Source organism: Microbacterium sp. ZW T5_56 (assembly GCF_044987425.1).
GTDB lineage: Bacteria > Actinomycetota > Actinomycetes > Actinomycetales > Microbacteriaceae > Microbacterium.
In genome coordinates this window covers 25,681-49,750 of sequence record NZ_JBJDRI010000032.1, presented here as the reverse complement: position 1 = coordinate 49,750, position 24,070 = coordinate 25,681, and the positions used below count along the sequence as shown (strand labels likewise).

The following is a 24,070-nucleotide window of genomic DNA, read 5'->3' as shown; positions in this document are numbered from 1 at the left end:
CTCCGTGAAAAACAGCTGCAACACCCCCACCGGAATAGGCAGAAAGCGCTGCGAGTTTGAAACTGACCAAAAACAGAATGTCAAAACTGACTTCCATAAATTGATCCAAAGGAATCTCACCCACCCCCAAAAAGGGATGGCGAGGTTATTTGGCATTTGACAAGTGCACGCTGTTGAGTTCTCAAGGATCGGATACTCCCACCACCCACCCTCACGGGCTTCGCTGCGGGGCAACTTCTCTAACCTAGACCCACCCAACCAGACTGTCAAACCCGACACGCCGACGCTCCAATGAACACCAACCCGCCAACAGACAACCCAACCCAGGGGATCCAGGCAACCACCACCACAAAACCACGACAGAAACTGTCCAGATCTTGCGAAGGAGGCTTGTCCACCAACATGAGGGGAGCCGGACCCGAAGGCCCTCCGCTCTACCCTGTGGGGCGAACAGGTAATAACTTACGTGGATCCCACGCGGACGACAAATCCCGGTGAACAACGGGCGTGTCGCGACCTCTGGCTCAGGTCGCGAACCGGTCGCATGCGGCGCGCAGTGCGCGACGCATCCCGGGCTCGGCTGCCGAATGGCCGGCATCGGGAACGACGATGAACTCCGCTTCCGGCATCGCTTCGTGAAGTGCCCATGCCGTCATCATCGGCGTGCACATGTCGTAGCGCCCCTGCACGATGACCGTGGGGATGTGTCGAATGTGTGCAGCATCATCGATGAGCTGGTTCTCACGAAACCACCCGCCGTGCATGAAGAAGTGGTTCTCGATACGTGCGAAGGCCGCGGCTCGTGCAGCGTCGGCCATATCGTCGACGGCCCCCTGGTCGCGAACGAGGCTGACCGTTGCGGCCTCCCACTGCGACCACGCCACCGCCGCAGGCAGATGCACCGTGGGGTCCGGGTCGAAGAGTCGGCGGTGGTACGCCTCGATCATGCGGTTGCGCTCCACCGGCGGGATCTGTTCCTCGTATGCACGCCAGTAGTCGGGGAACACTGCGGCGGCACCACCCTCGTAGAACCACTCCAGTTCCTCGCGCCGCAGCGTGAAGATCCCCCGCAACACCAGCTCAGTCACGGCGTCCGGATGCGTCTGGGCGTACGCGAGCGCAAGCGCGGATCCCCAGGACCCACCGAAGACCTGCCATGCGCCAATCCCCAGGTTCTTGCGCAGCAGCTCCATGTCCGCCACCAGATGCCAGGTGGTGTTATGACGCATGTCCGCGTTCGGGTCGCTCGCGTGCGGAGTGGACTTGCCGGCACCACGCTGGTCGAACAGCACGATGCGGTACTTCTCCGGGTCAAAGAAGCGTCGCTGCCAGGGAGAGGTCCCCGAACCCGGTCCGCCGTGCACGAACACGACGGGCTTGCCGTCGGGATTGCCGCTCTGCTCCCAGTAGATGCGGTGGCCATCCCCCACCAACAGCTGGCCGGTCTCGTACGGCTCGATCGCCGGGTAAAGGTCCTCGTCGAAGCCCTGCTCGTCAGTCATGTCGTTCCCCCACCGGTGCGCTGTCGGCGCGCACCTGTCATCGTGCTTTCAGCGGTGCGCTCAGAGCGGGCCATCGAAGGTGTCGCACGCGTTGATCCCCTGCGTGTACCCCGTCCAGAACCAGGTCTGCCGCTGCTCGCTGGAACCGTGCGTCCAGGTGTCCGGGTTGACGTAACCGCTCCGGCTCTGGATGTTGTTGTCTCCCACGGCCGCGGCGGCGTTCAGCGCATCCTTGATCTGCGCTTCGGTCGGCTCCTTCATGTAGGACTCGCCGTTCTTGTCCTTCGACAGCGTGATGTCCTTGATCCATCCGCCCGCGAAGCAGTCCGCCTGCAGTTCGGTGCGCACGCTGTTGCTGTCGGCACCGGTGCCGTTGTTGGGATACTTCTCCATCACGCCGATGAGGTTCTGCACGTGGTGCCCGTACTCATGTCCCACCACATAGAGCTGCGCGAGGTTGCCCGCGCTGGCACCGAACTGATCGCGCATGATCTCGAAGAACGAGGGGTCGACATACACGCTCTGATCCGGCGGGCAGTAGAAGGGACCCATCTGATTGCTGGCGGTGCCGCACGCAGACTCGGTCGTGCCGGAGTAGACCACCTCCGTGGGCTTCACGTAGCCATCCATGTTGGCGGCCCAGAATTTATCGAGCAGGAGACTCGCGGCAGCCAGACGACAGTCGTCGTTCGCGTTGGCGTCGGCCCCCGTCTTGCAGTCGCCGAACTCGCCCGTCGTGGCGGTCGCCTCCTGCTGCTGTGGCTGCGCGCCACCACCGACGATCCCGCTCAGATCCACCTGGCCATTCGTGAGGATCGCGACCAGCGCCACGACGATGGCTCCGAGGCCGACGGCTCCACCGCCCACCACCATGCCGGTACGACGGCCACCGCCGCGCCGCTGCGCGGTGTTGTCGCTGACATCAGCGTTGGGGTTGAACGTCATGGGTCCACGGTACTCGCCCGGGGCCTCATCGCGCGGAACGATGCACACGCGTTCTGCGCCACCACGAGGCGGTTCCCGCATCGGATGCCCCTCTAAACTGAACAGGTCGGCGCGTGCGATGCCCCTGTCCGCAGGCGCCTCGGGAGGAGGGTCCACATGTTCATGCCCCTGTCCGAGTTCCCCGAGATCGACCATCTCATTCCGTTGTTCGCTCAGATCGACCTCGACCTGACGATCATCCTCGTCGTGGCCGGGATCCTCATCATCGCCCTGGTCACCGCGCTGGCACCGAAGGTGGGGGTGGCAGGCCCGCTCGTGCTGATGGCGCTCGGCATCGGCATCACCTTGATTCCTGGAACGCCGAACCTGTACCTGCCGCCGGACTGGATCCTCATCGGCATCCTGCCGCCGCTGCTGTACGCCGCCGCCGTCTCCCTTCCCGCGATGGAGTTCCGCCGAGATTTCAGCGCGATCGGCGGCCTGTCCGTCCTGCTGGTGCTCTTCTCCTCCCTGGTGCTCGGGCTCGTCTTCAGCCTGTTGATCCCTGACGTCGGGTTCGCGGTCGGTGTGGCCCTCGGTGCTGTGCTGAGTCCGACGGATGCCGTCGCCACCTCGATCGTGAAGAAGCTCGGCACCTCGCCACGCGTGGTGACGATGCTGGAGGGCGAGAGCCTCCTCAACGACGCCACCGCGCTCGTGCTTCTCAAGACGGCGATCGCCGCTGCTGCCGCGCCGTTCGCGCTGTGGGGCAGCATCGGCACGTTCAGCTGGGCCGTGGTGATCGCGGTCGGCATCGGTGGAATCGTCGGCTGGGTGAACCTGCGGGTTCGCGCCTGGATCCCGTCGACCACGGCCGCCACCGCCATCAGCTTCGTAGTGCCCTATGTCGCCTACCTCCCCAGCGAGCACCTCGGCGGCTCGGGACTCGTGGCGGCCGTGGTGGCCGGCATCGTGACCGGTCAGGGCGCCGCGCGCTACTTCACCGCCGAGCAGCGTCTGAGCGACCGCGTGAACTGGCGCACGATCGAGCTGATGCTCGAGGGCGCGGTGTTCCTGATCATGGGTCTGGAGCTCAGCTCGGTCATCAACAGCGGTGATGAGGACATCCTCGGTAATGCCGCTTTCCTCGCTCTGCTCTCCTTCCTCGTGATCATGGGCATGCGAACGCTCTACGTGATCCCGCTGGTGTGGCTGCAGGGGCGGCGGGCAAAGCGCGGCGAGACGATCCGTCCGCACCTGGAACAGGCGCGCGACCGGTTCCAGAACGTCACTGTGGAGCAGGTGGCTGAGCGCGGAGCACGCAACCCGGAGCGTCGCCTGGCGAACTTCCGCCGACGCATCTCCCGATCGCTCGGCGATATCGCCTACCTCGAGTCGTCTCAGCTGGGCTGGCGCGAGGGAACGCTCATCGTCTGGGCCGGCATGCGAGGAGCGGTGACGCTGGCGGCGGCACAGACGCTGCCGGAGGATGCGCCGAATCGCAGCCTCCTCATCCTGATCGCCTTCCTGGTGGCCGTCGGCACCCTGCTGGTGCAGGGCTCCACGATCAAGCCGCTGATCCGCGCGCTCGGGCTCACCGGGGCGAAGGATGATGCCGACTACGCCGACCGGCTCACCGAGCTCAACGCCGCACTTCGCGAAGCTGCATCGAAAGCCCTCGCCAAGCCGGACCTGCATCGTGAGGACGGTCGTCCCTTCGATCCCGAGCTGCTGGCGGCCGCCCGCGAGCGCATGGTGGCACCGCCGGACGAAGCGGAAGGCGCCACGATGGATGAGCTGCGCGCCATCCGACTGGTCATCATCCAGGCCCAGCGACAGCGACTCACGTCGGCTCGCTCGAACGGTCGCTACAGCACCGCGATGCTGCGACGGGTGCTTGAGGGGCTGGACGCCGAAGAGCTCAGCATCCGGGCGCACCTGCCGGAGGCATGACGGTCGGGGCAGCCGTACCGCCTTCGCGCCGTCGACTCCGGCCGCAATGTCGGTGGTGTCGGGCACAATGGGGAGCACACGACGAACGACGGAGAAGGACATGACGGACGGCGCGACGGCGGGCACGGACTCCGGCAACGACACGGGACTGATTCCTGTTGCCCACACGGCCGCGGAATGCCCCAAGTGCTTCTCAGAACTCCAGTCAGACAGCACGTGGTGGCGGGCGCGTCCCGAAGGATCACGACTCGTGGGTCTCGTGGTGGTGCGTGACGACATGCCCTCCCTCATCGACCAGCGCGAAGACCTCTCGCGTTTCGGCGTGCCCATTGAAGGATTCCGTCATCCTGCTCCAGAGACGCTCGAGTCATGGGAGCAGAGGCTCACTCGGTTCTTCGGCACGCTCCGGGGTGGTGATGTGCTGGTGATCTCCTCGGTGCACGCGCTCGGTCGCGATGTCTCAGAGGAGCAGCGGACGATGGCAGAGTTGCGCCGACGCGGAATCATCATCAAGGTGCTCAGCCACGGTGCCAAGCACCTCACCGACGCGATTCGGTAAGATACCCGACCACTCGATAGCCGGCTGTTCGATAGCGGGCACCCGTGGTTGCGTGCCTCAACCGCGCACCTAGTTCAGGGTGCGCAGAGGCGTGCGGGCTCGGTGCTCGCGGCACCGTTGTCGCGCAGGATGCTGACGGCGATGCACACCTGGACGGCGTTGCCACGGGGCACCGTCACCGTGGGCAGGTCCACGATCTCGGCCTCCTCGTCACGGCCCGCGCTCACGAGATTCCACAGATAGCGGTCGTCCGGAAGCGCGTCCGGATTGGTCCAGGTGAACACGACGGCGTCGCCCTCGACCCGGCCTGCGACGTTCTGGGGTGCGGGAACGGCCGCCACGACGATGTTCTGCGGTGCCGAGCTTGGTGTCGCATCCGGCGCGCGAACGGACGTCGTGAGAATGCTCGCGGCAAAGACTGCAGCGACCAGGGCAACTGCGGAGGTGATGATCGTCACGCGTCCCCACGGCTTCGACCAGAGAGATGGTGCGGCAGATCGGGTGCGACGGCGAAGCTGTCGTGGTTCGACATCGACCGCGGCCCGAGGGGCAGGAACGGCCGCGGAGTCCACGACAGGATCAGCGGGGGTGAGCGCGGCGGCCGCCGCGAGCGGCGTGATGCTCATGACGCTGCGCACGCGGGTCAGGCCGTCGGCTTCGGCGTCCTCATTCTGACGCCCCGGAGAGTCGTCGATGATGTCGATCACAGTGACAGCCATCGACAGCTCGATCTGAACCTTCTGCAGCGCCCGGGCGAAAGCGAGCGCGGTCGAATGTCGATCTGCTGGCGACTTCGACAGCGCGCGCAAGAGTGTCCGCTGCAGGGAATCGGGCACGTCCGGACGAGGCACCCCCTGCGCCGGCATCCGCTCGATCCGGTCGATCAGCTCGAGACTGTTGGCAGCGCGTTCAGCCTCGAACGGGCTGTGACCGGCGAGTACCGTGTACAGCGTGGCCGCGAGCGCGTAGACGTCCGCCTCGGGACCGCCGAACGGCTGATCGGCGAACATCTCGGGGGCGGACCACGGGATGGAGACGCCGGCGGCGGTCTCCAGTGCCGAGGTCGATGCGATGCCGAAGTCGGTGAGGGCCGGGTGGTCGTACTCCGTGAAGAGCACATTGGCGGGCTTGATATCGCGGTGCATCACGCCGGCGCGGTGCACGGTTTCGACGGCGGCCGCGATCATGATGCCGACGCGGAGCGTTTCCGCCACCGACAGCGGACGGGTCCGGTATCGCGCCTGCAGTGTCGGGCGCGGGGCGTACTCCATCACGAGATAGGGACGCCCGTCCGGAGCCTGCCCCACGCCATACACCGTGACGATCGAGGGGTGGGTGGACAGCATCGCCATCACGTTCGCCTCGGCGGCGAACTCCGCGAGCGCGGACCGACTCATGCGGTCGGTGTGCAGCACTTTGATGGCCACCCGCCGCCGGGGCATGTGCTGCTCGAAGAGGTAGACGTCGGCGAACCCACCCGAGCCGATCAGCTCCACAAAGGTGTAGCCGGGAAGCTCGGGTGGTGGTGCCGCGCGACGTCGGGAACTCACGGAATGTCCTCGAACCTCAGCGTCACATCGTCGCCGATATCCAGCACGTCCCCGGACAGGACCATGGTGGGCTCCCCCGGGTGCAGGCGCAGCGGACCGTCGCCCTCCCGCAACAGCATCGTGCCGTTCGTGGTGTTCAGATCGGTGACCGTGGTCGCCTCGCCATCCCGACGAATCTCGACGTGATTGCGGGAGATGTCGTGCGTCGGGCTGGCAACGGTGATGAGCTCAGGGATGTCGTCGCTCATGCCCTGCTCGATTCGCGGGCGCCGCCCCACGATCAGCGGGCGATCGAGTTCCAGGACTGCCCCGGTCGAGAGGACGACCCTGCCGCCGCCAGGAGCGCCATCCGGAAAGTCGCCCCCCTCGTCCGAGCTGCGATCGCCATCGAGATCAATGCCGAACTCCGCGAAGAAGTCGGGGGCGTCATCGAAGCCGGCCGAGGTCTGAGCGGCATCGGGATCGGTGTCCGCCACCATGCCGGCCGCACGCGCGGCATCCAGAAACGACTGCTCAACGGTCTGCCCATCATGATCACCGGTGCCGCCATCCGGGGTCATGTCGTGCTGTCCGGTGGTGGGGTCCGGCTCGGCCGCCTCGGGGGCGACGTGCTCGCCAGCGTCATCGACCACCGCGGTATCCGTGGCATCGACCACCGTGGCACCGTCTCCTGCGACGCCGCCATCCACAACACCGCCACCGCCACCGCCACCGCCTTCAGCGCTGCCCTCACCAGCGCCGTCTTCACCTTCAGCACTGCCCTCACCAGCGCTGTCTTCACCTTCAGCACTGCCTTCACCAGCGGTCGCTCCGGCATCGCCGTCCGCCTTGTGGTCGTCGACATCGTCGCCGTCGTGCTGTTCCGGATCGGCAGCCTCGCCCTGTTCGGCGTCGGCCGGGGTGGGGGCATCGATCGCGGCGGTGTCGGCGGTCGTCCCAACGGATGCCGTACCGGTGGCGGCTTGCGTCGGGTGCTCCTGCGTGCCCACCGCGACCAGGCCGGCGCGCGCGATTCCGGAGACCAGCGGGAGCAGGGTCTCATCGATCTGCGACTCGGGTGGCGTGACCAGCAGCGCCACGTGAGCGGGGAGTTCCTGCTCCACCCACGTCTCCATGCGTCCGCCGGTGATGAGCTCCTGACGGGTGCCGTCGTCGTAGACGACACGGACGTCGCCGCGCACGGCGATCCGCAGGTCCGCTCCGTGGCGGATTGCGATGGCGAACGGTGGAACCGCGGACAGCGGTGCACCTGCCGTGGCCGTCATCGCGTCGATCACTGCTGCGATGCGGCCGGAGTCCACTGCCGTCCACACGCGTTCCAGCGTGGCCACGGCCACGTGACCGGGCAGGAGCACGAAGCCGTTCTCTTTGGCGACGACGAACCAATCGCCGGTGGCGTACTGCATGGCGCCAATGGTTGTGTGTGTGCTCATCATGATGAGTCCTTCCCCAGATGCGGGCTCTCGCCCTGTCGCATTCCCCGTGGTGTCGCCGATGACGCGGCTGCCCGCGTCCCGTGTCCCCCGCCCCAGCGGGTGCCCGGTGCCGTGTCTTCGTCCGCTTCGAACGAAGACACCTCCCGAGCGTCGACGACGATCACGGTGATGTTGTCCCGGCCTCCGGCCGGCGGTTCGTCTGCCGCAGCTGCTCCGTGAAGCGCCGCGGACATGAGATGTGTGACCGCGGTGCGCGGGTCCCTCGTGTTCGCGAGGATCGCGGCAATGAGCTCATCGCTGACCTCGCTGGTGAGTCCGTCACTGCACACCAGGAGGCGATCGCCCTGTGTCGCGGGAATCATCCAGATGTCGGCGACTCCATCGCTGCCGGCACCGATCGCGCGGGTGATGACGTTGCGCGCGGTTCGGGCGGCGAGGTCAGGGCGGCTATGCGCGAGGAGTTCCTGCACCATCGAGTGATCCACCGTGACCTGCGTCAGGCGGCCGTCCGTCAGGCGGTAGGTGCGTGAGTCGCCTACGTTGGCGATCAGCCAGTAGCCGACCCCGTCCACATCCGATACCGCGACCCCGGTCAGCGTGCTGCCCGGGGGACGACCCGCCCCGCCGACCTGTTCCACGCGCACCCGGGCTCGCGTCAGCGCGTCCTGCAGCTGATCCACAGACACGGTCGACTGTGCCGCGAGACGCGCGCACTCGGCGACGACGATGCCGCTTGCCACTTCTCCCGCGGCGTGGCCTCCCATCCCGTCCGCCACGAGGAACAGCGGAGGCTGAGCGATATGCGAGTCCTCATTGCTGCGTCGTCGTAGGCCCGGATGCGTGGCGGAGGCCCAGTCCACGGTGATGGGAGCGGCGGCGGTCACGACGTCACCTCCACGCGTGCGCGACGCGAACCGATCTCGAGCAAATCACCCGTCTGCAAAGGGGTGAACTCCCCCGGTGTGGCCGCGGTAGTGACGCCTTCGCGACGGATTCGCACGCCATTCGTCGAGTGCAGATCGACCAACCCGATGTCGGCGCCGTTGCGCTGCACTCGGAAGTGCGACTTCGACAGCGAGAGCGAGTCATCGAAGACAACCGCGAGCCCGTCGTCGTCCTGCCCGATCGGATTGCGTCCGAACACGGTCTCTCGCTCCACCTCGCACAGCGTTCCGTCGTCCCACATGATGGTGACGAACGCCGACGCGTTCTGGAGAAGCTGCACGGTCACGGCCTCGGCGGCCGAGGGGCCGGACAGCGAAACGACGGGCAACCGTGGTGGGTCGCTCAGGGGCGCATCGTGGGTGGCTGCGGGCGTCGTGCGCAGGTCTCGCGCGGGTGGAGAGACGACGATAGCGGGTCGTGTCGAGCGGCCGGAACGCTGCGTGATCGTGAGGGGCGGAGCGGGGGGACGTGTGATGGCGGGCGGCTCATCAGCGGCCCGAGAGCGCTCACTTCGCGCCGCCTGCACGGGTGCCAATGAGCTCAACTGCTCGCCGCGTGCTCGTCGCGCAGTGCGCACACGCGCATGCTCGGCCCGCACCCGGTCATCGGTGATGCCGGGCACGCTCTCGATGACCTCGCCCGTGCGCTCCGGAGGTTCGGTCGTGAGATAGCGGCTCACTCGGGACACCGGCACGTCACGGATCGGCTCCGCCGGGCGCGCATCGACGCTCACTCCCGCGAGCCACTCCTCCGCGCGCTTCTCCTCCTGCAGCACAGGCGGCACCACGGGCATCCGTCGGTTCTGCTGCACCATCGAGGCCGCCACGATCCGGTCGTGCCAGCCGCGCCGCGCGCTGCGGTCGAAGAGCGGAGTGAAGAATCCGATGACCACAGCGCACAGGACAAGCAAGACAGCGTTTCGGGCGAGGGCGCGTGCAAAGCCGAGGGGGAGGAGGTCATGTGCGCCGATGAGTCGGATGCCGACGATACGCATTCCGAGCGAGCCCTTCCCGGCCTGGAGGGCGCTGTGCACAAGCAGCCAGGCCGCGGCGACGGCAGCGACCACCAGTCGTGTGTGCCCCGTACCCGCCGAGATCATCGCCGCAGCGATCCCCCCGATCACGACCGCCGGAATCACCGCGTCGATGACACACGCCAGAACCCGGCGAGCGATGCTGGCGGCTTGCCGCTGCGTCATCCTCGCCCCTTTCCAGCCGCCGCGGATAGCGCGGACGTGTCGTCGTCGGGCCCCTCACCGCCACGTGATCGCCCCCGCGCGCCGATCACGGAACGCAGACTGATCCTCGCACGCATCCGATGCCCACGACCGACCGAGCGACGCATTCCGTGGACAACTCTCCCGGCCTCCTGCCAGAACGCCTCCGCCTCGGAACCGTCGGCCGTGGCCGGCCCGTAGATGCTGGCATCGGCACGTCGCGCAAGCGGGACGACCGCGACGTCGGGGAAGGCGAGCTGCAGCGTCTGCGCTGTCTCCACGCGGGTAGCCCCGTCGTGGATCGGAACTCGCAGGTCGACGGCGCGGTCCACGATCTCATCCCAGCCGCCGGCGATGCGCGCCGGAGCGCTGGCCGACCGCTGACGCCGACGCCGTCGGATCGCCTTGACGAGCAGCACGATGATCAGCGGCGCGAGAAACACGGTTCCAGCCCCGGTGCCCACGAGCGTGAGGATCATCGGTCCCCAGTCGGTGACCTTCTCCTCAGGCTTGTCCTTCTCCTCGCCGTCATCACGATCATGTGGTGCGATCGGGGTGTCGTCCGCGGCCTCCTGCGGCGGAATCGGAGGCTGCAGAACCTGCGGCTTCGGATCCGTCCGCGGCCGTGGCGCGGACTCGCGCGGCACCTTGTCTGGCGGCGGTGCTGCGTCGAAGGCGACCCATCCGTGGCCGGCAAACGCGACCTCGACCCAGGCATGCAGGTTGTCTCCGGTCGCGACGAACGGGTCGGTGTCTGCGGCGTCGGCCGCGGGGTACCACCCCATGACCACGCGGGCGGGGATGCCGAGCTGCGTCGCCATCAGCATCATCGTCACCGCATACTGCTCGTCATCTCCGACGATGGTGTCCCCGTCGAGGAAGTCATGGAGGCGGACCGCACCGTGTCCGGAGAGCGACGGCGCATCGCCTTCGAGGCCGTGACTGAAGTAGCCCGACGAGGACAACCACCCGGCCAAGGCCTCCACCTTCTCCAGCGGCGTGGCCGCGTCGACGGTCGCCTGCGCCGCGAGCGCCGCGATGTCCTCCGGCACGTTGATCGCGGGCGGCGTGCGCACCGCCGCGAACTGCGCGTCGGTGAGTGAGGTCTGCGACGGTGCCCGAGCGATGCTCGTCTCCAGCGTGTAGGCCACGCCCGGTCGCAGACCGCCGGTGTTCAGCGCGGTCTGCGTCTGATCGTTGTAGAAGGTGCTACGCCTCGCCGCCGCATCGATCGCCTCCGCACCAGCGTCATAGGTGAGTTCCTGGACCGCCCCCACCGTCGGCAGCCAGACGCCGGTGTAGTCGCCGACAAGCACGTCCACTCGCGTCAGCGACTTCGCATCGGCAGCCCCGGCGGAGAGGGGAAGAAATCGACCCGAGCCGGAGGAGACGTCATCGGAGGCGTGTAGCACGAGTCCGTCGTAGGCGTCCAAGGCTGCCAACCGCACGCGGGCTCCCGCAGGAAGACCGGTGACCGTGAACTGCGCGGTGTCGGCATGATCTCGCACGAAGGCTCGAAACGACTGCAGGGGACTCGTGTAGTCGTACGGGTTGAGCGGTGGCACCACGTAGTCGCGCGCGACCACACGGTCGGTCCGATCGCTGTCGAAGAGATAGGCCCCGCCGGCAGATCCACCCACCATGGCGACCACGAGAACTGCCGTAGCTGCCACCATCCGCCGACGACGAACGACACGCAGGTGAACCGCCGTGGTCTCGGTGGCAGCCTGAAGCAGATGCCGCGACGGATCCAGGGCGTGACGAATGCCCAACCACGCGATCAGGACCACGGCGAATCCTGCCCCCACAGACACCGGCAGCGCAGCGGTGCGTGATCCGAGGAGAGCCACGACCACGGCGCTGAGACCGAGCGGAACCAGAGTCCACGCGGCCGATTTCACTCGCAGCGCCAATGATGTCGACGTCACCGCGCACACCAGCATCAGGATGAACGGCACCAGCGCGTGCTCGGCGATGTCCAGCGGCAGACCCGCCGTCAGGAACGACTTCCACGCGGTCACGGTCCCGGTGGCGAGAGTGGAGAAGCTCTCCAGGGTGGGCACGGCGAAGAACGTCGTCGCCGGCAGCGCCGCGGGACCGCCCACGAGGAAGTAGCCGACGATGGTCGCGACGGCGACGAGCGGGAGCGGCCACCTGCGCGCTGCAGCGAGCATGGCGATCGCAACGCCGAGGGCGATGCCGATGCCGACCGGGACGAGGAAGCCGAAACCCTCGAAAACGGGCTGGAAGCCCCATCCGATCGTCGCGCACAGCAGCGTGATCGCGATGAGGTCGATCACCATCCGCCCATCACCGGGCCGCGCACGGGCGTCGCGTGCGGAGATCATGACAGAACCCGCCGAACCGCGCGGGGAAGCTCTTCGAGGGTGGGGATGTGAATCACATCGGCGCCTCCCACGCGGCGCCTCACGGCCTCCGCCTCGGGGTCGGCGACGACGACGAGAGTGCGTACGCCCGCGGGCATCCGACCGCACGCGGCTTGCAGGGCAGCCGGTGAGGCCTGCGCTCCGGACACCAGGATCACCAGCGCCGCCTGATTCGCGTGGGGCGCGATGCGCACCGCGAGCGCGTCGATTCCGCCGCCGCCAGCGGGAGAGAGCGAGATGAGCGAGAACTCGTCCAGCAGGCGTGCCCCGCTGCTCTCCGTGAGCACGCGGCCCGGCATCAACACGGCAAGATCACGCGAGTCGGCGAGCACGTGAATACCGAATGAGGCGGCGATGCTCACCGCCAGTTCGAATTCGTCCGGATCGCTGTAGTCGTCGGGGTGCGCGCTCAGCCCCACGACGAATCGGGATCGGCGCGTCTCCTCGTACTGGCGCACCAGGACTGCACCGACTCGAGCGGTGGAACGCCAGTGCACGTGACGGAGATCATCGCCCGGGGAGTACTCGCGCAGGGCGTGAAAAGACAGGTCGTCACGGGACAGGTCCGATGTTGGGAGCCCCTCGAGATCACGCACCCGGCCGAGCGACAGACCCGTGAGCGCAACGGTGATGGGGTGGACGTACAGGGTGCGGGCGTCGTCGCGATGCGAGATCCGCTCGAACAATCCGAGCGGGTCGCCGCGCAGCACACTTACGGGCCCGACCGCGAGAGTCCCGCGCGCGGTCGTGGGGATGGAGAAGAGATCATCGCGAGTCTCGCCCGCGGACATGCGCGGGATATCGAATGCGCCGCGGCCCGGGCCGACGGGGAGCACGAGGCGTGCCGGTGGCAACGCACGCGCAGTCGGGTTCGTCACGGTGAGGCTGCCATAGGCACGCTCCCCCGCGACCACGCGCGTGCGGTTGAGCGCGATCCGGATGTCGTAGGCGGTGCGACCGATGAGAAACAGCGCTGACTGGATCACGACGAGACCGGCCACGAGCGCGGCCGTCGCGAACTCCATCCATCCGAGCAGGATGGCTCCCGCACCGACGCCCACCGAGCAAGCCAGCAGCAGCCATCCCAGGGGACGCACGGTTCGGAGCGTGGCTGCCGCAGACGTCACCCGAGTGCGTGGCGTGCGGGTGGTATCCCGAGTCTGGGTTGCCGTGTCGTCGAGCTCCGCACGCGTCGACCGCGCCCGCAGATTGCGGGAACGGCGAGCATCGGCGGGACGAGACGGCGTGGGGATCATTCCGGAGAGTTCCGATGCAGAGGAGCGTCCACGGACGTGACGACCCGCGCCAGCACGGCTTCGCCGGTCATGCCGCTGTACTCGGCTTCGGGATCCAGCACGATACGGTGCTGCCAGACAGCAGCGAGAAGCGCCTTGATATCGTCGGGGATCACGTAGTGCCGTCCGAGCGATGCCGCCCGCACCCGCGCGATCCGCACCATGGCGATGGCACCACGCACCGACACACCCAGGCGAACCGAGTCGTGGTTTCGCGTGGCTTCGGCGAGCATTGCGATGTAGCGCAGCACGGCAGGTTCGACATGGACGGTGGCAGCGAGATCGGCCATATCTGACACGGCGTCGGTCGTGATCATGGCGGACAGCGTCCGCTGGGAGACCCGCGTGCCCGTGCCGCCGAGGATCGCCTCGGTGGCGTCGAGGTCGGGGTAGCCGATGGACGTCTTCACCAGGAAGCGGTCCAGCTGCGCTTCCGGAAGCCGATAGGTGCCTGCGGTCTCGATCGGGTTTTGCGTCGCGAGCACGAGGAAGGGACGTCCGACGGCGTGAGCGACGCCGTCAATGGTGATGCGCCCCTCCTCCATCACCTCCAGGAGCGCCGACTGCGTCTTCGGCGATGCCCGGTTGATCTCATCTGCCAACACGATCGACGCGAACACCGGCCCCCGGTGAAACTCGAACTCCTGTGTGCGCTGGTCGTAGATGGTGACACCCGTCACATCGCTGGGCAGCAGGTCCGGGGTGAACTGGATGCGGCTGTTCGTTCCCTGCACCGTCGCGGCGAGCGCCTTCGCCAGGCTCGTCTTTCCTGTTCCGGGTGCGTCCTCCAGGAGGACGTGTCCTTCGGCGAGCATTGCCTGCAGCACCAGCGCCACGACCTCGGGTTTGCCGATGATCACCCCGCCGACGTGGCTGACGAGGCGCGCGAACGCCTCCGCGAACCACTCGGCCTGCTCGGCGCTCATCGGCACCGGAGCGGCGTCGGGGGGCGCTGACGCTTCCCCGCCTGGTGTTGCGTCGTCTCCCGACGCGGGGGGAGGGTGTTCTTCGTACATCTCGGGTGGGTCCTTGTTGGATCGGGTCAGCGCGGTTGGATCGGGTCTGTGCGGCGGTTGTGACGACGCTAGCCGGACTTCGGTGTGGTGGAGCAGCCTTCGCCGACAATGCACGCGTTCGACCAGGTCCGAGGGGGGTATGGGGAGGAGGAGTCCCACTCCGCCACCAGCCAGATCTCATCGCCGGCCGCGCCATAGCAGTCGCGCAGGGTCTCGGCGCCGTTCGGCGCGAGGGAGCGCTGATAGCGGATGAGGACGACGTCGTTCACGACGCAGTCCCAGAGCACAAGGCCGGCGGTGTCCCCGGTCAGCACCGACATGTTCTCTCCCGAGCGACCGTCGGGCAGCGTGATCGCGGTGTTGGGACGCAGCGTGAGCGGCATCGGCGCGTCGGGATCCACGCCCGTGCTAATCGGGATGATGGTCGGCTCCCCCTTGGCTCCGACGGCGTCGACCGCCCAGAAGCTGACCTCGCCGACGAAACCCCACCCGACGTTCTCGGTGGTGGATCCGCTGGGCAGCTCGGTCTTCACCTGCCGGCCGGTCACCTGCCACAGCACGTTGTTCACCGCGGCGCCGTTGCTCGGACCCGGTGACCACGTGAGCGCGACGTTCGTGCCGTTGACTACTGCGGTAGCGTCCGGGGGCGCCGGCGGCCCCGAGGGGACAACCTTGTTCGAGCTCGCCGATGCGGGCCCGGCGTAGCGATTACCGTTCACGACGGTGACCGCGCGGACCTGCACCCAGTACACCGTGCCGTTGGTGGCCGCGATCGAGCCTCCCTGGGTGCCGTCCGCGAGGACCTGCCAGGGCGCGCCGTTCAGAGCGTACTCGTATTCGATCTGTGAGGGATCGGCACCGTTGCCCGCGACCGCGGGAAATGAGCGCAGTTTCACCTCGCGATCTCCGGGGAGGAGTCCGATTCCGGTGGGCTGGCCGGGTGTGGCGATGGCGTTGACCGGTGCCGACCGCGGACTGGGTGGGCTGAACCCACGATCGTTGGCGGCCACCACCGAGAACGAGTACTGCTCGCGCGAACCATCAACGTGATAGTCGGCCGTTGTCGTCGTCGTCGTCGACGACAGCTGGGTGAGCTCGGCACCATCGCGGAACACAGTGAGCACGTATCCCGTGATCGGCGAGCCGTTTGCCGCGGGTTCCTGCCATGTCACGGTCAGGGTGGCACCCGTGTCCGTGGGCTCACCCACGACGACGGTCGGGGCTGTCGGCGCGCTCGGCGGGCCGGACGGAGTGGCGGGCCCCGACGGTGCTGACCAGTCGGAAGTCAGGCCGGCATCGGTCAGCGCTTGCACCCGGAAGCGATAGGCGACTCCGTTCTGCAGCCCGGTGAACGTCGCGGTGGTCGCGCTGACCGTCTGCACTGCGCTGCCCGCAGGTGGCGCCGGGGATATCTCCACGTTATAGGTGCTCACGGACGGTGCCGAAGCCGCCCACCCCGCGACGATCATGCCGTCAGCCGCGGTGATGGACAACTGGGAGGGTGCGTCGGGGCGCGCCTCGGGCCGCACCGTATCGGACAGCGCGGAGGGCGCGGAGGTTCCGACCGCGTTCGTCGCGGTCACCTGGAATTGGTAGTCGCGACCGGCCTGCAGGGACCCGATCGTGCACGCCGTCGATGCGCACGGCACGGTGACACTGCCGTCGTCGGAGGACACGGTGTAGCCGGTGATCGGCGACCCGTTGGACTCCGGCGGGCTCCAGGACAGCACCACCGAGTTCTCCGTGAGACCGCCGACGGTCGGTCGACCGGGAGCGGATGGCCGATCGCGGACCGTCACGGTCAGCAGACCGTCGACCTGCCGCGCCGCGTCATCCGACCCATCGGCGATGCGGTAGCGCACGGTCAGCGTTCCGACGAAGTCGGCGTCCGGGGTGACGGTGACCTCGGCACCCTCGAACGACACGGAGCCCGCACCCGCGAGGCGCGTGGCACCGACCACTCGCAGAGGTGCCTCTGGATAGGGGTTGGTGTCGTTCGCTGTGACATCGATCGTGCGCGCGACGCCCGCGACGGCGTCGGTGATGACGTCGGCAACGGCCACGGCGAAGGGGCGCTCGCTGCGCGTGGTGCGGATCTGGAAGGTGGCGGCGACAGGATCGGACTTGCCGTCGGTGGCGGTCACCGTGATGCTGCCGACGAGGCCCACGACACCGTCGGCCGTCGCCGACGCGGACAGTGTCTCTCCGCTGATCGCAGCGGTGATGCCCTCCGGCGCGGACCCCACCAGGGCGTAGGTCATCGCTGCCATATCGCCGTCATCGGGATCCCGCGTGAGACCGGCGAGAGAGAGCGACGTGGCCGTCTCGCCTCGTGGCACCGTCATCGTGGCGCCGGAGAAGGACGGCGCAGTGTTGGTCGCGTCAGCAGGCACCACCGTGATCGGGATCGACAACAGGGCCGTGCGCCCGGCGGGATCGTCCGCGGATGCGCCGTCGGTGACGAGAACAGTGAGCGCGTCTGATCCGGAGTAGTCCGCTCGCGAGCGGTACTGGAGCGTCCGATCATCGATGATCAGTCCGCTGCCGTCGTCTTGCAGCGCCGAAACCTGATCCCGATCGGCGATCATCACGGGCAGCCCGCCCTCAGCGCGCACGTAGTCGGCGAGGGCCACGGTCACCAGTTCGCCGGATCGCACCGTCACTGCACCCGCCGTGGCAGACAGCTCGGGGCGGAGGTCATTGACCGCCGGAACGAACAGGAACGCCGAATCCTGCAGGCCGTCGGCATCGGTGACGGTGTACGGGATCAGCTGGCGCTGCGCTCCGACCGTGACGCGAACACTCTGATCGGCCTGGAGCTCCGCGTCCGTCGCTTCGGGAAGGGACACCGTCAACGCGGCGGCCGTCCCATCCGGATCGGTGTCGTTCGCACGGACGTCGACGGAGACGACGCGGTCCTCGGGGATCTGCTCGAGCCGGATGCGATCATCACGAGACAACGGCGGCTGGAGCGGCACGGTGCTGTCGACGGTCAGGTCGATGACTCCGACGGCGGTCGCGCCGCGACTGTCCTGCACGGTGTACTGCAGGGCGGTGCGGATCTTCTCGCCGTCGGGGAGGGCGGGGGTGGTGACGACGACACGGGAGCCATCGACGTGCGCCTCCAGCCCGGGAATGTCTGCGGGCACGACGAGCGCGTCGCGGATCAGCGTCAGCGGGGTATCGCCGTCAGGGTCGCTGTCGTTGTCGAGAGGACTGACATCGATCACCCGTTCCGGAGCGGCGATCACATGGTCGGCCACCGCGAACGGCTCCTGATTGTCGGGCAGAGCGCCGGCGATTCCCACACGCACGGTGGCGATGGCCTCGGCACCGAGTCGATCGCGCACCCGGTACGTGAACAGATCGGTGCCCGCAGAGTCGGGGAACGCCTCGTACTCAATTCGGTCATCCGCTGTGGCGATCACGCGCCCTCGGGTAGGAGCGCTGGCGATGCCCACGAGTTCGACGGAGTCCCCCTCAGGGTCGATCCCATCGAGCGGAACCGGGATCGGAACGACGCCGCCCGCGATGACACGCGCCGTGAGATCGCGGGGAGTGGGAGCGACGTTGTCTGCCTCGTCGATAGGGATCACCTGGAAGGTGACGTCGGCTGCGACGCGCTGTCCGAGAGCGTCGGTGACCTCATATCGGGCGCGCACATCGCCCGGTTCCGCGCCGGCATGGAACCGCACGGTGTCTCCGGAGACGAACATGCGATCGGCAGCGTCCGCCGGCACGACGTCCTGGAGCTCCCGAGAGAGCGTCAGTGGCGAGTGGATCGGCGAGGAATCGTTGTCGAGGACGTGAGCGGTGGCGGCATCGCCGGCGCGCACCACCACGATGTCCGGCACCGCCTGCGGTGCTGCCTGATCGGTGGATGGCTGGAGCGGGATCACGATGACATCGCCCTCGGCGGACTGCGCGCCGTTGGAGATCACGTAGCGCACCCGCGTCTGCTGAGCGAGCCCGGTGTCCGCGATCCGCAGGGTCTGGTTGTTGACCAGAGAGATGGAGATGCCGGGATCGTCGGTGGTGATCGACTGAACCACCAGCACACCACCCGCGGGGTCGATGTCGTTGTCGAGAACGCCGACCAGCACCTCACCACCGACGGGCAGCAGTGCCGTATCCTGCACGGCGACGGGCGGCTGGGCCGCTCCGGCCGCATCAGCGACGTCGACGCGGACGACACCCGACGCCGAGGCCGATCCTGCCGAGACCCGATAGGTGACGTAGCGCGTGCCCGGCGAGTCTGCCTGGAAGCTGAAGGAGCCGTTGAGGTAGTCGGGCACCACCGTGGCGGTGGCGTGCTCTTGGACGAGCGCCAGCTTCAGCGGATCCTGGCCGGCCGAGACATCGTTCGCAAGGGGCGAGACGATGACCTGCTCTCCCACGCGGGTGACGACATGATCGGCGTTGGTGACGGGTGTGGTGCTCCCGGGGGCGCGAACATCGAACCGCAGCGCACCGGAAGCGCTTGCCGTGCCGTCCGACAGGACGACCTGGACGTCCACCGGGCCGCTCGTGCCGCCGATGGCGCGAAACGTCACGCGTCCGTCCGGGGTGAAGGACACTTCGTCACCGTCGGCGACCACGGCCGACTGGAGATAGATGTCATCGCCGTCCGGGTCGCGCCAGTCCGGCAGCACGTTGTATGTGGTGGCGGCACCAGCCTCCACCGGGATGATCTGGTCGGCGCGCACCTGTTCCGGAGCGCCGTTCTGGGACGACGGATGCACGGTGACGGTCACCATCGCGCCGGCGGTGCCGCCCCGCCCGTCGTCGACGGAGTATGGCAACGTCATCGTGCCCGTAGCGGAATCCGCGATGTCCACCTGCAGCGCCTGCGCGTTCAGGATCGGGGTCATCGCGCCGAGCTGAGTGGACGGATTCTCGACGCTCACGGTGAGGACGTCGCCATCGGCATCGCTGTCGTTCTCCAGGACCGGCAAGACGGTGGCACGGCCGGCACGCACGCCGAAGAAGTCGTCATTCGCCACGGGATCGGTGTTCTGGTCCCCGCGTTCGGGCTGCGCCTGCTGCGGAGTGTCGTGCGCGGAGTCCCCGCGCTCGTCGCTCTCGCCGTCTGGCGGGGTGAGATCGTTCCAGTTGTCGATCCGCTGCAGGGCGGAATCGAGCATCCAGGCGACGCCGTTGACGGTGTCGTTCAACAGCACCGACTGCCGGTTCACCCGAAAGGTGAGGGCCGTCTCGGAGCCGACGCCCTCGATGTTGGTATCGATGAGCTCGGCGTCATCCGCGCACTCCCGCAGGAAAGCAGCGGTGCCGCCCCACGCCGCGTAGGTGCACCCGGACATGCGCACCGGTGCCGCCGGGATGCCGCCCGGGGTAGCGGGCGCACGCTCGGCGATGTCGCCGCCGTCCAGAGGGACGGTCACCACGGCGTCCGGAGAGGCGAATCGGACCGCGGGGTCGGCATCGGAGGGCTGCTGTGGGACGAGCGCGGCAGCATCGATGGACTCGGGCAGCTCGGCAAGCCGGCCCGTCGCCGTGTAGAGAGTCCGCGAGGTGCGATCCAGTACCACCGCCTCCGAGCCGACGGCCGTGATCGCGAGCTTGTCGTTCGCGTCGACCGCGTCGAGTTCGCGCGTCTGGACATCGCCAACGCTTCCCATCGCGGAAACCGGGATCGAGAGGAGTTCCCCTGATTCCGCCGACGCCGCATGCACGGTACCTGTGCGGTCGACGACGACGACTGAGCCGGGGCCGAGAGTGCGCGTGGCCGGCATCGATGCGGAGAAACCGGCGAGGGCGGACGCCGTCATCACCCAGAGGTCGCCCGTTGCGGTGTCGTGCACGCTCACCGTTGTGCCGCCCAGCGAGATCTGCGCGGTCGCGGGCACAGCCACCGGCCCTCGCACCGTGTAGCTGACCGGGTCGAGCACACCGACCTGGCCGGCTGAGGTGATCAGAACCGTGGAGCCGGACTGAAGCACGTCGTAGTCGGTAGCCTGCGAGCGCGCCACGCCATCGAGGACCGCGGCGCTGGGGTTGACATGGCCGACGACGAGCGCACTCTGCTTCGTGATCCACACGCCGCCGTCATTGAGCTCGATCTCGGCAGCAGGCGTTCCGTCGTAGGCGATCGCCATGGTGGCCACGGTGACACCCGCGGCGATCATCGCCACAGTGGTGGCGATCGCCGTGCGGCGTCGGCCCATCCATGTTTTCGCCGTCCCCACGCGGCACCCCAACTTCCCTTTCGCACCGTTCCCCGCGGATTATTCCGCAGCTTTCCCCAAAGCGGAACGGTCAGATCAGCCTACCCGGCGCCGCAGACATCCGTGTCGCCCCGATGGCCGTCTATCCACAGGCTGGGGCAAACTCATTCAGAAGCGTCAGAGCCCACGGGGAAGTTGTCGCGGAACAGGCGATGCGGGTCGACCCGCTGCTTGATGCGTCGGAGTCGGGCCAGGACGTGCGGCGGAAATGCCTCGTCGATGCGCGCGGGCCGATTGGAGGCCTCGAAGCTCGTGTACAGGCCGATGGAGTGGCTTCCCAGCGGCTCCCACATCAGGCCGAGTCGGTCCGCGTCGCTGCCGAATGCGACGAGGGAGAGCTGTGCCTCGCGGTGAGCGAAGGCGGTCTCGTCGGCGTCGACGTCGGATGCGGCACCGCCGAGCGCGCGAATCTGGAAGAAGGGGGTCTGCCCGCTGCGCACCAGAGCTGCCGCCGCCGTCACGACCTCGGGCGAGAGATCCCGGAACAGTCCCGACCGCGTGATGGGCGCGCCCTGCCCCTGCTGCGGACCGTCATCAGCACCCGCAACCACCTGCGCGTAGGTGGTGATATGCGCGGACTGATCGAGAATCGGTGCGACCTGCGCGAACGGCTGCAGGCGCGACAGCACGATGTCCGGGTCGGCCTGATCCACCACGATCGCTGCGATCGCGATGAAGCGACCACCGCGCTGTGGCGCAACAGTCAAGAAAGCCGTGGTGTCACGCGGTGATTCGGTGACCACCCGACCCCACACGGTGAACAGCTCCTCCAGATCGCTGGCGTCATAGATCAGGCGCGCGTGGCCGATGGGCCCGACCTCGATCGCCTCGAAGTCAAAATGCGTGACGATACCCATGTTGGCTCCAGCCCCGCGCACCGCCCAGAAGAGGTCGGCATCGTGCTCAGCGTCCACTCGATGCTTGCTCCCGTCGGCGAGCACGATCTGCGCCGCACGGAGTCGATCGATCGTGAGACCGTATTCGCGCGAGAAATAGCCGATGCCTCCTGCGGTGGCGAGACCGCCGACGCCCACTCCGCCGGAGTCGCCGGAGGAGAGCGCCCATCCGTGCTCCCCGAGGGCCGCGGCCACCTCGCTCCAGCGCGCTCCCGCGCCGATGCGGACCAGCCGGCGCTCTTCGTCCAGCACCTCGATGCTGTTCAGTGCGCGCAGGTTGATCACCAGTCCACCGTCGTTGGTGCTCTGCCCACTGATCCCGTGCCCGGCGCTGCGCACCGAGAGCGGGACGTCCGGGTGTCGTGCGGCGAAGCGGACGGCCTCGGAGACCTGGGCGGTGTCCTCGGGCAGCAGCACGAGTGCGGGGCTGCCCCCGCGCGTGTAGGTGTTGCGCACGTTGGCGTAGTCGAAGTCTCCCGGCTCGATCGCGCGCAACCCGGCGGGGACGTCGTCATAGGCGATACCGGCCACGCGGGCAGCCCGCACGGAGCGAGAGCGCGTGTCGGCGGCCGCCGTACCGCGGGCGGCGCGCTCATGCTCCACCAGTTCACGGACGGCCGGCGCGACCTCCTGACCGAACCGGTGCAGGGTCTGCGGGTCGTCAGAGGCCAGGATGAAGGTGCTCACGCCGCTGTTCAGGGTGAGCGCGGCGAGGCGGTGCGCCCAGGACCGAGTGTCGGCTTCGGGCCCGATGTTGAGCAGGCGGCGGATCTGCTCGGGTTCACGCCCGGCCGCGCGCGCGGCATCGTCGATACGCACCATGCCCTCATCCAGGTCGCCCGGCTGCATCATCGACTCGGAGGGCAGCCAGCCGTCACCCGTGCGCCCGATGAGTCGCAGCATTCGCGGCTTCAGTGCACCGATCCAGATCGGGATGTCGTGCGCGGGGCGCGGGCCTCGTTTCGCGCCATGCACCGGATAGGCGGGGCCGTCGTGGAACACCCCGCCCCGGGCATCGGTGCGCCAGGTGTCGCGCACGATGCGGATGGCTTCTTCCAGCGCGGTCACCGCCTCGCCGGCGGTGCGGCGAGGTCCGCCCATCGCCGCGATGGCATCCCAGAAGGCTCCGGCACCGAGCGCGAGGTCGAATCGGCCACCGGAGAGCAGATCGAGCGAGGCCGCGGCGCGCGGCAGGGTGGGCATGCGCAGCGGCACGTTGATCACGTTGGCGGCGATGTGGATGCGCTCCGTCACCGCCGCGACATACGCCATCAACGTCCAGGTGTCGAGGAACGCGGGCTGATACGGATGGTCCTGGTAGGTGACCAGGTCCAGCCCAGCGGCCTCCGACACCTGTGCCAGCACCACCGGATTCTGCGCGGGCGATGCCGTGGGCGTGATGAAGCTTCCGAAGCGGAGGTCGTGACCGTAGTCCATGGTGCTCCTCGTCTGTCGACCCGCGCGTCGGCTCTTTCAGGCTATTCCTGCACGGAGGGGGCGAGGGTCGCCCCTCGGTGACAGCCCCGCACGTGATCGTCGACCATGCCGGCGGACTGCATCAGGGCGTACATGGTGGTGGGGCCGACGAAGCGGAACCCCCGACGCAGCAGCTCTTTGCTCATCGCCTTCGACTCCGCGGTCTGTGCCGGGACATCGGCGAAGGACTCCGGAGCGACATGCGTCGCGGGCGCGAACGACCACATGAGCTCATCGAACTCCCCCGGAGCCATCTCGATGAGGACGCGGGCGTTGCCGATGGCCGCGTGGATCTTCGCCCGGTTGCGCACGATGCCGGCGTCTGCGAGCAGGCGCTCGACGTCGCTCTCGTCGTAGCGGGCGATCTGCTCGGGATCGAACCCGTGGAACGCCGCGCGGAAGTTCTCGCGCTTGCGAAGAATGGTGATCCAGCTGAGTCCGGCTTGGAATCCCTCGAGAGTCACCTTCTCGAAGAGGCGCTGGTCGCCATGCATCGGCTGGCCCCACTCCTCATCGTGGTAGCGGGTGTAGATCTCCTCGTGCCCCGCCCAGGCGCAGCGCGCAATTCCGTCGTTCCCCGTGATCACATCCGCCATGCCCTCCAGGCTAGCGGTGGGGTCGGACAGTGAATCCGGTCGGCACGGGACCGGCTGCGCGTCATCGTCGGCAC

General features: G+C 67.9%; 14 protein-coding genes. 2 read left to right on the top strand and 12 right to left on the bottom strand.

Annotated elements, in window-relative coordinates:
• Positions 1 to 524: 524 nt before the first annotated feature.
• Both pip and ACI3KU_RS14800 read right to left on the bottom strand, forming a co-directional pair.
• Positions 525 to 1,502, bottom strand: coding sequence for a prolyl aminopeptidase (gene pip, locus ACI3KU_RS14805; RefSeq protein ID WP_404923075.1), 978 nt, complete (start codon positions 1,500 to 1,502; stop codon positions 525 to 527).
• Between the two features lie 60 nt (positions 1,503 to 1,562).
• Positions 1,563 to 2,447 carry a neutral zinc metallopeptidase gene (locus ACI3KU_RS14800; RefSeq protein ID WP_404923074.1) on the bottom strand — a complete coding sequence of 295 codons (885 nt, stop codon included), beginning with the start codon at positions 2,445 to 2,447 and terminating at the stop codon, positions 1,563 to 1,565.
• A 156-nt stretch (positions 2,448 to 2,603) separates the two neighbouring features.
• Between ACI3KU_RS14800 and ACI3KU_RS14795 the strand changes: the two genes are divergently transcribed.
• A complete protein-coding gene (locus ACI3KU_RS14795) occupies positions 2,604 to 4,379 on the top strand; it encodes a cation:proton antiporter (protein WP_404923073.1) in 1,776 nt (591 codons plus the stop codon).
• Between the two features lie 100 nt (positions 4,380 to 4,479).
• Positions 4,480 to 4,938: a recombinase family protein gene (locus ACI3KU_RS14790; protein ID WP_404923072.1), complete on the top strand. Its 459-nt coding sequence runs from the start codon at positions 4,480 to 4,482 to the stop codon at positions 4,936 to 4,938.
• 74 nt (positions 4,939 to 5,012) lie between these two features.
• On the opposite strand, the gene ACI3KU_RS14785 is transcribed toward ACI3KU_RS14790, so the two are convergent.
• The 10 genes from ACI3KU_RS14785 to ACI3KU_RS14740 all read right to left on the bottom strand — a co-directional run bounded on the left by ACI3KU_RS14785 (position 5,013) and on the right by ACI3KU_RS14740 (position 23,996).
• Positions 5,013 to 6,488 carry a serine/threonine-protein kinase gene (locus ACI3KU_RS14785; protein ID WP_404923071.1) on the bottom strand — a complete coding sequence of 492 codons (1,476 nt, stop codon included), beginning with the start codon at positions 6,486 to 6,488 and terminating at the stop codon, positions 5,013 to 5,015.
• A complete protein-coding gene (locus ACI3KU_RS14780) occupies positions 6,485 to 7,924 on the bottom strand; it encodes an FHA domain-containing protein (protein WP_404923070.1) in 1,440 nt (479 codons plus the stop codon). Before ACI3KU_RS14780 ends, ACI3KU_RS14785 begins: the two co-directional genes overlap by 4 nt.
• Positions 7,921 to 8,808 (bottom strand): PP2C family protein-serine/threonine phosphatase, encoded by an 888-nt coding sequence (locus ACI3KU_RS14775; RefSeq protein ID WP_404923069.1) that lies wholly within the window; start codon positions 8,806 to 8,808, stop codon positions 7,921 to 7,923. Before ACI3KU_RS14775 ends, ACI3KU_RS14780 begins: the two co-directional genes overlap by 4 nt.
• Complete coding sequence (locus ACI3KU_RS14770; RefSeq protein ID WP_404923068.1) at positions 8,805 to 10,067, bottom strand: RDD family protein; 1,263 nt, start codon at positions 10,065 to 10,067, stop codon at positions 8,805 to 8,807. Before ACI3KU_RS14770 ends, ACI3KU_RS14775 begins: the two co-directional genes overlap by 4 nt.
• Positions 10,064 to 12,433, bottom strand: a complete 2,370-nt coding sequence (locus ACI3KU_RS14765; protein ID WP_404923067.1) for a transglutaminaseTgpA domain-containing protein — start codon at positions 12,431 to 12,433, stop codon at positions 10,064 to 10,066. The genes ACI3KU_RS14770 and ACI3KU_RS14765 overlap by 4 nt, the downstream gene beginning before the upstream one ends.
• Entirely contained in the window at positions 12,430 to 13,569 is a 1,140-nt protein-coding gene (locus ACI3KU_RS14760; protein WP_404923066.1) for a DUF58 domain-containing protein, read from the bottom strand. Before ACI3KU_RS14760 ends, ACI3KU_RS14765 begins: the two co-directional genes overlap by 4 nt.
• A gap of 155 nt (positions 13,570 to 13,724) precedes the next feature.
• A complete protein-coding gene (locus ACI3KU_RS14755; RefSeq protein ID WP_404923065.1) occupies positions 13,725 to 14,699 on the bottom strand; it encodes an AAA family ATPase in 975 nt (324 codons plus the stop codon).
• A 152-nt stretch (positions 14,700 to 14,851) separates the two neighbouring features.
• Positions 14,852 to 20,968, bottom strand: a complete 6,117-nt coding sequence (locus ACI3KU_RS14750; protein ID WP_404923064.1) for an Ig-like domain-containing protein — start codon at positions 20,966 to 20,968, stop codon at positions 14,852 to 14,854.
• 164 nt (positions 20,969 to 21,132) lie between these two features.
• Entirely contained in the window at positions 21,133 to 23,361 is a 2,229-nt protein-coding gene (locus ACI3KU_RS14745) for an LLM class flavin-dependent oxidoreductase (protein WP_404923063.1), read from the bottom strand.
• Positions 23,362 to 23,402: 41 nt separating this feature from the next.
• Entirely contained in the window at positions 23,403 to 23,996 is a 594-nt protein-coding gene (locus ACI3KU_RS14740) for a DNA-3-methyladenine glycosylase I (RefSeq protein WP_404923062.1), read from the bottom strand.
• Positions 23,997 to 24,070 lie beyond the last annotated feature (74 nt).

Bases quoted from the DNA above. Each gene is read 5' to 3' on its own strand.
- ACI3KU_RS14750 (WP_404923064.1), bottom strand. From the start codon at position 20,968: ATGGGCCGACGCCGCACGGCGATCGCCACCACTGTGGCGATGATCGCC.
- ACI3KU_RS14790 (WP_404923072.1), top strand. From the start codon at position 4,480: ATGACGGACGGCGCGACGGCGGGCACGGACTCCGGCAACGACACGGGA.
- ACI3KU_RS14740 (WP_404923062.1), bottom strand. From the start codon at position 23,996: ATGGCGGATGTGATCACGGGGAACGACGGAATTGCGCGCTGCGCCTGG.
- ACI3KU_RS14795 (WP_404923073.1), top strand. From the start codon at position 2,604: ATGTTCATGCCCCTGTCCGAGTTCCCCGAGATCGACCATCTCATTCCG.
- ACI3KU_RS14765 (WP_404923067.1), bottom strand. From the start codon at position 12,433: ATGATCTCCGCACGCGACGCCCGTGCGCGGCCCGGTGATGGGCGGATG.
- ACI3KU_RS14770 (WP_404923068.1), bottom strand. From the start codon at position 10,067: ATGACGCAGCGGCAAGCCGCCAGCATCGCTCGCCGGGTTCTGGCGTGT.
- ACI3KU_RS14780 (WP_404923070.1), bottom strand. From the start codon at position 7,924: ATGATGAGCACACACACAACCATTGGCGCCATGCAGTACGCCACCGGC.
- pip (WP_404923075.1), bottom strand. From the start codon at position 1,502: ATGACTGACGAGCAGGGCTTCGACGAGGACCTTTACCCGGCGATCGAG.
- ACI3KU_RS14745 (WP_404923063.1), bottom strand. From the start codon at position 23,361: ATGGACTACGGTCACGACCTCCGCTTCGGAAGCTTCATCACGCCCACG.
- ACI3KU_RS14800 (WP_404923074.1), bottom strand. From the start codon at position 2,447: ATGACGTTCAACCCCAACGCTGATGTCAGCGACAACACCGCGCAGCGG.